General features: G+C 66.3%; 9 protein-coding genes. 5 read left to right on the top strand and 4 right to left on the bottom strand.

Annotated features, from left to right (window positions below):
• Positions 1 to 3: 3 nt before the first annotated feature.
• On the top strand, positions 4 to 1,287 hold the full coding sequence (locus tag TSA1_RS32280; protein ID WP_100179856.1) for an NAD(P)/FAD-dependent oxidoreductase: 1,284 nt from the start codon (positions 4 to 6) through the stop codon (positions 1,285 to 1,287).
• 52 nt (positions 1,288 to 1,339) lie between these two features.
• Here the strand turns inward: TSA1_RS32280 and TSA1_RS40805 are convergent, their stop codons facing one another.
• Together TSA1_RS40805 and TSA1_RS32290 are read right to left on the bottom strand one after the other, a co-directional pair.
• Entirely contained in the window at positions 1,340 to 1,564 is a 225-nt protein-coding gene (locus tag TSA1_RS40805) for a hypothetical protein (RefSeq protein ID WP_174719172.1), read from the bottom strand.
• 158 nt (positions 1,565 to 1,722) lie between these two features.
• Entirely contained in the window at positions 1,723 to 3,312 is a 1,590-nt protein-coding gene (locus TSA1_RS32290) for a gamma-glutamyltransferase family protein (protein WP_174719173.1), read from the bottom strand.
• Positions 3,313 to 3,434: 122 nt separating this feature from the next.
• Here TSA1_RS32290 and TSA1_RS32295 point away from each other — a divergent pair, with 122 nt between their 5' ends.
• A complete protein-coding gene (locus TSA1_RS32295; protein ID WP_100179859.1) occupies positions 3,435 to 4,208 on the top strand; it encodes an enoyl-CoA hydratase-related protein in 774 nt (257 codons plus the stop codon).
• Between the two features lie 77 nt (positions 4,209 to 4,285).
• Here TSA1_RS32295 and TSA1_RS40145 read toward each other — a convergent pair whose 3' ends face one another.
• Both TSA1_RS40145 and TSA1_RS32300 read right to left on the bottom strand, forming a co-directional pair.
• The gene (locus TSA1_RS40145) at positions 4,286 to 4,462 is read right to left on the bottom strand and encodes a hypothetical protein (protein WP_174719174.1); all 177 of its coding nucleotides are present in this window, start codon (positions 4,460 to 4,462) and stop codon (positions 4,286 to 4,288) included.
• A gap of 9 nt (positions 4,463 to 4,471) precedes the next feature.
• Entirely contained in the window at positions 4,472 to 4,705 is a 234-nt protein-coding gene (locus TSA1_RS32300) for a DUF6894 family protein (RefSeq protein WP_094973683.1), read from the bottom strand.
• 399 nt (positions 4,706 to 5,104) lie between these two features.
• On the opposite strand from TSA1_RS32300, the gene TSA1_RS32305 reads away from it, so the two are divergent.
• The 3 genes from TSA1_RS32305 (at position 5,105) to TSA1_RS32315 (ending at position 9,096) form a co-directional block, all read left to right on the top strand.
• Complete coding sequence (locus TSA1_RS32305; RefSeq protein ID WP_430649782.1) at positions 5,105 to 6,997, top strand: PQQ-dependent sugar dehydrogenase; 1,893 nt, start codon at positions 5,105 to 5,107, stop codon at positions 6,995 to 6,997.
• Positions 6,954 to 7,892, top strand: coding sequence for an SMP-30/gluconolactonase/LRE family protein (locus TSA1_RS32310; RefSeq protein WP_174719175.1), 939 nt, complete (start codon positions 6,954 to 6,956; stop codon positions 7,890 to 7,892). Before TSA1_RS32305 ends, TSA1_RS32310 begins: the two co-directional genes overlap by 44 nt.
• 178 nt (positions 7,893 to 8,070) lie before the next feature.
• Complete coding sequence (locus TSA1_RS32315; protein WP_100179862.1) at positions 8,071 to 9,096, top strand: histone deacetylase family protein; 1,026 nt, start codon at positions 8,071 to 8,073, stop codon at positions 9,094 to 9,096.
• Positions 9,097 to 9,222 lie beyond the last annotated feature (126 nt).

Here is a 9,222-nt window from a genome sequence, read left to right on the forward strand (position 1 = left end):
GCCATGACGCGCCTGCCTCTGCCGCCCTCGCTTTATGCCGACACCGCCGTGGCGCCTGTCGCCACGCCGCCGCTCGACGCCGACAAGTCCGTCTCCGTCGCCATCGTCGGCGGCGGTTACACCGGCCTCTCGACCGCCTTGCATCTGGCGGAGCAGGGCGTCGAGGTGCTGGTGCTGGAGGCGCAGGAGCCGGGCTGGGGCGCGTCGGGCAACAACGGCGGCCACACCAATCCCGGATTGAAGCACGACCCCGATCAGATCGAGGCGGATTTCGGCGCCGAACTCGGCCGCCGCATGATCGCGTTCTCCTACGGCACCACTGATTTCACGCATGACCTGATCCGCCGCTACCAGATCCCGTGCGAGGCGCGGCAGAACGGCACGCTCCGCGCGGCCTATAACGAAGCGAGCGCCGCCGCGATCGAAAAGACTGCGCAGCAATGCATCCGCCGTGGCATGCCGGTGTCCTATCTGAACCGCGAGCAGCTGCGTGAGATGACCGGCACCGACCGCTACATCGGCGCCATGCTGGACACGCGCGGCGGCGATCTGCATCCTCTCAGCTACGCCCGTGGTCTCGCGCGCGCCGCGATCTCGGCGGGCGCGAAGGTGCATGGCGAGACGCCGGCGCTGTCACTGCGCCGCGACGGCTTGCGCTGGCGGATCGAGACGCCGCGCGCCGTGGTTCATGCCGACAAGGTCCTGCTCGCCACCAACGGCTTTACCGACGATCTCTGGCCGGCGCTCCGCCGCACCATCGTGCCGGTGTTCTCCTCGATCGCCGCCACCGCGCCGCTGTCCGACGCGGTCGCGCGTTCGATCATGCCGACGCGTCCCGTGCTCTACGAGAGCGGACACATCACCGTCTATTACCGCATCGACCAGCAGAATCGCTTGCTGATGGGCGGCCGCGGCCCGATGCGCTGGATCAAGTCGCCGCACGACGTCGCCTATCTCATGAGGTATGCGGAGAGGTTGTGGCCGCAGCTGAAGGGCGTTGCCTGGACGCACGGCTGGAACAGCCGGCTCGCCATCACCGGGGATCATTATCCGCACGTGCATGAGCCGGCCGAGGGCATATTGATCTCGCTCGGCTGCAATGGCCGCGGCGTTGCGCTCGCGACCGCGATGGGCGCGCAGCTCGCCCGACGGCTGATCGGCGGCGCCAAGGCGGAGATCGACATGCCCGTGACCGGCATCAAGCCGATCCCGATGCATGCGTTCTGGCCGGTGGGCGTGACGACCGCCGTGATCGCGGGCCGCGTGCGCGACCGGCTCGGCATCTGAAGAGGGCGGCGCCCGGTCAGGGCCGGCGCCTTGCATCGTAAACGATCGGGTGTCAGCAGCGGCCCTGCTTCCACAGGCCGGGCGGGCAACCGTGACCGCGCCAGCCGACCTTGCGCCCACGCGACCATCCATGCGGCGTGCCATGGTGATGATGGCCCATCGAATGACCATGACCATGGCCGTGACCGCCCCCATGGCCGCCCTTGGCCAGCGCAGGGCTTGTCAATGTGAAGCCGGCCGCAATGACCAGCGACGCAGCGAGCGCGAGTTTCTTCATGATGTCCTCCATCGGGGCGAGCGCACTTGTCCGTTCAATGAACGAAGCGTGAGCAGGTTGGTTCCCCGCGAATGCGGAGGCGTCATGACGCTCGCGCAGATGCGTCATCGCGCGAGAGCTCAACGCGCGATGGAATAATCTCGAATCGATCCGTGTGCTCAGCCTTCCGCCACGGCGTCGGCCCAGGGCTGGAAGATCTCGACCGCGCCGGAATTGACGTCGCCTTCGCGCATCACCACGCTCGGGCAAGCGAATTTTTGCGGCAAGGCCTGCACGCGGCTCTCTTCATAGTCGAAGTGCGTGGCCAGCGCCTTGCGCACATCCGCTGGCAAGCGGGCGTCGCCGATCACCACCGCGCCCTCGCTGGCGTCGATGCGTGGCTGGTGGATGGCGGCGTCGAGATCCATGCCGTAATCCATCGCGAAAGAAACCAGCTGCATCACCGAGGGCAGAATGCGGCGGCCGCCGGATGCGCCGACGGCGAGACGCTTGCCATCCTTGGTCTCGGCGATGACGGGCGTGTAGTTGCAGAGGCAGCGCTTGCCGGGAGCCAAAGAATTGGTGGTGCCCGGCGTCGGATCGAACCACATGATGCCATTGTTCATGGTGATGCCGGTGTGTGGTGTCACATAGCGCGAGCCGAAGGACGAGAGCAGCGTCTGCGTCACCGCCGCGATGTTGCCGTCACGGTCGACCACCGAGAAATGAGTGGTGCAGGCCGGCGCCAGATATTCGGCGCCGAGCGAGCGCTTGCCGTCGGCATCGCCCATGTCCTTGAGCCGCTCGCGGAAGGCTGCCTGCAAGGCAAGCGCATACTCGACATAGGCGCCGGCATCCGGCGCGCCCGCTGGCGTCAAGCCCTGCTGCAACAGGCGCAGCGCATGCGCCATCGTCGGCCCCGCCGTGAGCTCCGGCGTCGCGTACACCTTGCCCTCGCGATAGGGAATCGCCAGCGGCACGCGCAGATGGGCGCGGAAGGCGGCGAGATCCTCCACCGACAGCGAGCCGCCGTCGGCCTTGATGTCGGAGGCGATGCTCCTGGCGAGATCGCCCTGGTAGAAATCGCGCGCGCCCGCGTCGGCGAGATGCGACAGCGTCGCCTTCAGGGCGCCCTGCGGCAGCCGCGTCTCGGCCTTGATGCCCCATGGCGCGGTCGGCGGCAGGCCGTCCTTCAGGTAGGCGGCCGCGCTTGCGGGATAGCGCCTGAGATCGGCGGCCGAGCCGGAGATCGTCACCGTCGTCCACCAATCGACCAGCAGGCCTTCGCCGGCGAGCGCGGCTGCCGGCGTGACCAGATCCTTCCACGGTATCTTGGCGTAGCGGCGATGCGCCTCTTCCATCCCTGCGACGACGCCGGGGACGGCAATCGAGCCGGGGCCATGGATGTTGCGGTCGTCCTTCACGCGCGGCCAGGGGAAGAGATCGGAGGCGGCGCCCGCGCCGCTGAGCGGATAGTCGGCAGGGCGCAGGCTCTGCGGCGCGCACATGCCGTAGTCGATCACCTCGGTACGATTCTCCTTCGCGCGGTAAAGCACCATCGCACCGCCGCCGCCGATACCGCTATTCCAGGGCTCCAGGACGTTGAGGGCAAAAGTGGTCGCGACGATCGCGTCCACGCAGTCGCCACCCGCGGCCAGCACCTGCGCCCCGATTTCAGCCGCCCGTCGCGATTGCGAGGCGACGATGCCGCCCTTGGATGTGACGGCGGGTTTGCGGACGGTTTGGTTGAGGCTGAACTGATGAGGCATGATGTCGTCTTGATCTCTGGATTCAGTTGCGTCGTTGCAACCGAGGTTGAAGCTCGCGATTGGCGAAGCCCGCGGACAATGGCACATTGCAGCCAACGAGAACATCGAAAGGGAGACGGGACATGGCTGGTGTGAAACAGGCGCGGGATGGCGCGGTCGGGATATTGACGCTCGACGAACCCGCAAGCCTCAACGCGATGACGCCGGACCTGCTCGGCGCACTCGCCAGCGCTGTCGCCGAGATGACCGCAGACGAGACTATCCGCGCGCTGATCCTCACCGGCGCCGGGCGCGGATTTTGCTCAGGACAGAATTTGAAGGCATCCGAAGCGCTCGGCGAGGACATCGCGGCCGGCGTGATGCGCTTCTACTGGCCGGCCTTCAAGGCATTGCGCGAGTGCCGTGTGCCCGTGGTCGTCGCCGTGAACGGGGTGGCGGCCGGCGGCGGCTTCAGCCTCGCTATGGCGGGCGACATGATCGTCGCGGCGCGGTCGGCGAGCTTCATCCAGGTCTTCAGCCGCATCGCGCTGGTGCCGGATCTCGGCTCGACCTGGCTGTTGCCGCGGCTGATCGGCCGGCAGCGCGCGCTCGAGCTGATGCTGCTCAACGAGCCGCTGGCGGCAGAACGCGCCCAGGAGATCGGCCTGGTGCGGCAGGTCGTCGACGATGCGAGGCTGATGGACGAGGCACTTGCCCTGGCGCGGCGCCTGGCCGAAGGCCCGACACGCGCCCTGGTGGCAACGCGCCTGCTGGTCGAAGAGAGCGAGCACGCCACTTACGAGGCGCAGTTCCGCCGGGAGATCGAGCTTCAGGCGGTGGTCCGCAAGAGCGCCGACGCGATCGAAGGCCGCAATGCCTTCGTGGAGAAACGCAAGGCGAGGTTTACCGGGAAGTGAGGTGGCGGCCAAAAACGTCGATGCCCGGGACGAGCCCGGGCATGACGATCGAGAGTGTCAGCAGGAAAGCGGTGCGCTCAGAGCGGGCGGTTCAGCCGGCTGGCCTGATACTTGGCGCGCCATTTCGGGCCAGGCCCGCGCATATAATGGAGCTCGGGACGGTAGGGGTCACCTGCGACCCGGATCAGCGTCTGCCATTTGGCGGCGACGAAGCTCAGGGGCTGGCGGAGGAGGCTCAGTGAAGCAATCAACATGGCATCACCTCAATGCGGCTTGCCAAGCATGGCGGTGAAGGGGAGGTCGAAAATTTCCTCGCCGTCGTCGTCGCTGACGTGGATCACCCAGTCGCGCCAGTCTTCGTTGCTCGGCGTCAGGATCATCGAGCGCATGATCTGGGACGCACGGTCGCGGGCCTCGGTGAGGTTGGACACGGCGGCGCCGTAGCGGTCGATCAGCGTGCCCTCGGTGTTCGAGCAGTGAAAATAGACCTGGACCATATGCGTCTCCTATCGGGAGCAACTGGGATGGCAGATCGATACCACCCGAAGCCTTCGCGAAACATTCGGGTTGAACCCGGTAAGGGAATGTACGGATATTGGTCGGCACCAAGGTCGTTAAAGGTTTAATCACAGGCGGGTGATGGTCAACTGGACGGCGTTTTCCCTGTATGGAACAGCTTTTCGCGGGAAGTCCGGGAGGCCGCCGTGAGCTACTTCACATCTGGGCGCGAACGCCGAGGGCTGCGCGCATGTGCGGGCGTCTTGGCGTCGGTTTTGGCGGGCGCGCTCGGACTCGTTTCGGCGGTGTCATCGGAGCCGCTTCGCCGGAGCGGCTATGCGATTGGCGAGGACAATTGCGGTAGCGGGGATCTCGCTTTTCCCCGGATTCAGATCGACATGAAGGCGGGATTTTGCGCCGGGCTCGTCGCCAGCGAAGCGGATCGCCTCAAGTTTCCGCGCGCGATCGTCCAGGTGCCGGGGCGCGAGCTGTTCGTGGTGGCCGACATGGGCGGCTGGGGCCACGCCGACGGACGGTTGCTGCTGCTCGATCCGCGCGCGCCGCAAGGGCAGCGGCTCAAGGAGCTTCTGAGCGGAATCGAGTATCCGTTCGGCCTCGCGATCGGCCCGGACAGGAAGCTCTACGCCTCGACCGCCGAGACGATCTTCCGGTTCGATCCGCTCGCCGACAATCCGCGCGGCACGGTCGAGACCATCATCCGCCACATGCCCGGCCGCCGGATCACGCTGCCCGACGGCACCAGGCTCGAGGAGAGCGCGCATCCGCTCAAGCCATTCGTGTTCGACAGGAACGGACGGCTGTTCGTCAATGTCGGCTCGCACAGCGACGACTGCATCACGCCGGCGCCGATCACGAAGCCTTGCGCGGCCGCCGAGGGTGCGTCCGCCATGGCATCGATCTGGCTGTTCGCGCCGCCGGCAAGCGGCGTCTTCCCGGCGTTGAATCCGAATGACCCGGATCCGCCGCACACGGTCTATGCGCGGGGCTTGCGCAACTCGATGGCGCTGGTGCTGCATCCGAATTTCCCCGATGCCGGCTATGCCTTCCTGCAGGGCGAGAACAGCCGCGACCTGCCTGACATCTTCAGGCCGAACGAGGAGATCAACGCGATCGAGCAGGGCAGGCATTACGGCTGGCCCTATTGCTACGATTTGTCGACGCCGAGCCCCGAATTCAGGAACGTGCTGCAAGGCGGGGTCTACAAGTCGCTCTGCACGGCAGGCGCGCTCTACAAGCCGCCGCTCACGCTGATGCCGCCGCACGGTGCGCCGCTGGGGATGCTGTATTATCACGGCAGCAAGTTTCCGGAGCTGGAGGGCAAGCTTCTGGTCGGCCTGCACGGCTATCGCCCGACCGGCAGCCGCCTGCTGGTCTACGACGTCGATGATCTCGGCTTCCCCAAGCCTGTTACGGCGCCGGTGCGTTATCGCGTCAGTTGCGCGGCCGAGCCGACGCGGAGCTTTCAGACCGACGCCGGCGAGGTGGCGGCCGCGCCGTTCGACGAGCTGATCGCGGGCTGGCACCGCGTCAACGGCGCGCGGCCGCAAGGTGCCCCCGTCGGCATGACGGTCGCGGAGGACGGCGCGATCTGGCTGGTCGAGGACAAGAACCAGACCGTGATCCGTATCGATCGTGCCGCGGGCGATCCGCCGCCGCCGCTCCCTTGCGACATGCGCAGCCAGGCGATGATCGACCAGCTCATGGCCTTCGTCGCCAGGGATGCGCAGAACAACGCCCGGCTGACCACGCTGCGCAAGGGCCTCGTCGAGAAGCACTGCGTCGGCTGCCATTCCGATTTCGGTTTGAAGCCAGGCCAATCGGAAACGGAGAAGGACGTGGCGGTGCTCCGCTTCATGCTCGCGCAGGACGGCTGGATCTATCCGGGCGATCCCTCTTCCGGAAAGCTGCGTACCCGCCTGCGCGGTATCGGCGCCGAGAAGCTGATGCCGCCGGGCGGCGAGAGCCTGCCGAAGACCGAGCCCGGTTACCCGCGCCTGCTCGACACCATGGACCTGCTCGTTGCGAAGATGGTTCCGGGCACGCGGATGCGGATCAAGCCCGGTCCGCCCCAGCGCAAGTTCTTCGGCAAGACTGCCAAGGAATGCGGCGAAATACCGGCCGCGAAGGTCGTTGTCGTGACACAAAGGAGCGCTGTAGACAAACCCGGCTTCAGCCGATTCTTCCGGCCGGCCGATCCCTATCTGAATGGCGAGTGCACCGACGACGATGGCTATTACATCCGGCAGGAATTTCTGGTGCCTGTGCAGTAGCATCGTGCTTGTCGCGACGCCGCCGGCCGCTGCCGAAACCAAGCTGTTCGACAGCGTGCAGGTGACGCCCGCCAGCGAATATACTTTCGGCATCGAAGGGCCCGCCGCCGATCTCGACGGCAATCTGTTCGTCGTCAATCTCGGCAAGCCCGGCACCATCGGCAAATTGCCCGCTGGCGGCACCGCCTCGGAGCTGTTCACGACGTTGCCCGAGGGCAGTGTCGGCAACGCCATCCGCTTCGATCGGAGCGGCACCATGTTCATCGCCGACTACAAGAAGCACAACATCCTCGCGATCCCGAAGGGTTCGACGGAGCCGTCCCTCTGGTTTCACTCCGACGAGATGAACCAGCCCAACGACATCACGATCGCGCGCGACGGCACGATCTATGCGAGCGATCCGAACTGGAAGGGCAGGGAAGGCCACATCTGGCGGATCGCGAAAGCCGCCGACGGCACGGTGCAGGGACAGGTGATGGCCTCGCCGCGCGCGATGGGCACCACCAACGGCATCGATCTCAGCCCTGACGGCAAGACGCTCTATGTCGGGGAATCCAGCAGCGGCCAGATCTGGTCCTATGCGATCAACGGCAACGAGCTGACGGCTGCAAAGCTGGTCAAGGCATTTCAGCCCGACACCGTCGACGGGCTGCGCACCGATATTGCCGGCCGCCTCTACGTCGCGCGCATCCTCAAGGGCACGGTTGCGCTGATGAAGCCCAATGGCGCGGTCGAGCGGGAGATCGCGCTGAAAGCCAAGGAGCCGACCAACCTCGCCTTCGGCGGCAGCGACGGCAAGACCGTCTTCGTCACCCAGCGCCAGGGCGGCTTCATCGAGTCCTTCCGCACCGATCAGCAGGGCCGCGAGCACTGTCTGCAGCGCGGGCGTTGCTGAGCTCCGGTCTGCTTCAGGCGCAGGGCAGTCGAGACGGCATTCTTCTTGCTTGCATCTGGCCGCCGCAGCCATCAAGACCTCTGTGGCAACGCCTGAACAGCGTTTTCGAGCGAAGTGGATACCGGTTCGCGAGAAGAAAACGCGTCAAAACCTGAGCATGCGAGCACGGAGTGTTTGAGTGAAAGCCGTCCATACCGAACTGCACCGCAGCCACGATCCGCAATTCTTCCTGGTCCGCGGTGTCGTCAAGCGCACCACCGAGCAGCCCGAGCGCGCCGACCGGCTGCTCAAGGGGCTGAAGGACGGCAAGCACCAGCTGGTCGAGCCGACGAAATTCGGGCAGGGGCCCCGCGCGCGCATTCACAGTCCGGAATATCTGTCGTTCCTGAGCGAAGCCTGGGAGGCCTGGACCGCGCTCGGCGATTCCGGCCCGGAGATGATCGGCAACATCCACCCGGTGCGGCATGCCGCAACCTATCCGACCCACATCGTCGGTAAGCTCGGCTGGCACACCGCCGACACCGCAGCGCCGATCGGTCCGGGCACCTGGGCCGCGGCCTGCGCCGCGACGGATGTCGCGGTCACCGCCGCGCAAATGGTGATGGACGGTGAGGATGCGGTCTATGCGCTCTGCCGTCCGCCCGGTCATCACGCCTATCGCGACATGGCCGGCGGCTTCTGCTTCCTCAACAACAGCGCGATCGCGGCGGCGCATCTGCGGCAGAAGCACGAGCGTGTCGTCATCCTCGACGTCGACGTCCACCACGGCAACGGCACGCAAGGCATCTTCTACGCCCGGCCGGACGTCTACACGATCTCGATCCATGCCGATCCCGTCGCGTATTATCCTTATGTGTGGGGCTATGCGCACGAGCGCGGCGAGGGCGCGGGCCTCGGCGCCAACCTCAACATTCCCCTGGCGATCGGCACCGGCGATGACGGCTACATCCAGGCGATGGAGGTCGCGCGCAAGGCCATCGAGTCCTTTGCCCCCGGTGCGCTCGTCATCGCGCTCGGCCTCGACGCGTCCGAGCATGATCCGCTCAAGGGGCTCGCCGTCACCACGCCCGGCTTCCGCCGCATCGGCCAGGCCATCGCCAAGCTGGGTCTGCCGACCGTGTTCGTGCAGGAGGGCGGCTATCTCTCGGATATTCTGGGCGCCAACCTGACCTCGGTGCTGGCAGGATTCGAAGAGGCGAGGTGATCTTTCACCTCTCCCCGCTTGCGGGGAGAGGTCGGAATTTGCGTCAGCAAATTCCGGGTGAGGGGGTACTGGTCTCACGCTGATCGCCCGCGTGGAGAGAGGCCCCCCCCCCCCCCCCCCCCCCCC

This window comes from Bradyrhizobium nitroreducens, from assembly GCF_002776695.1.
GTDB lineage: Bacteria > Pseudomonadota > Alphaproteobacteria > Rhizobiales > Xanthobacteraceae > Bradyrhizobium > Bradyrhizobium nitroreducens.

Bases quoted from the DNA above. Each gene is read 5' to 3' on its own strand.
- TSA1_RS32295 (WP_100179859.1), top strand. From the start codon at position 3,435: ATGGCTGGTGTGAAACAGGCGCGGGATGGCGCGGTCGGGATATTGACG.
- TSA1_RS32310 (WP_174719175.1), top strand. From the start codon at position 6,954: ATGGCTATTACATCCGGCAGGAATTTCTGGTGCCTGTGCAGTAGCATC.
- TSA1_RS32280 (WP_100179856.1), top strand. From the start codon at position 4: ATGACGCGCCTGCCTCTGCCGCCCTCGCTTTATGCCGACACCGCCGTG.
- TSA1_RS40145 (WP_174719174.1), bottom strand. From the start codon at position 4,462: ATGTTGATTGCTTCACTGAGCCTCCTCCGCCAGCCCCTGAGCTTCGTC.
- TSA1_RS32300 (WP_094973683.1), bottom strand. From the start codon at position 4,705: ATGGTCCAGGTCTATTTTCACTGCTCGAACACCGAGGGCACGCTGATC.
- TSA1_RS40805 (WP_174719172.1), bottom strand. From the start codon at position 1,564: ATGAAGAAACTCGCGCTCGCTGCGTCGCTGGTCATTGCGGCCGGCTTC.
- TSA1_RS32305 (WP_430649782.1), top strand. From the start codon at position 5,105: ATGAAGGCGGGATTTTGCGCCGGGCTCGTCGCCAGCGAAGCGGATCGC.
- TSA1_RS32290 (WP_174719173.1), bottom strand. From the start codon at position 3,312: ATGCCTCATCAGTTCAGCCTCAACCAAACCGTCCGCAAACCCGCCGTC.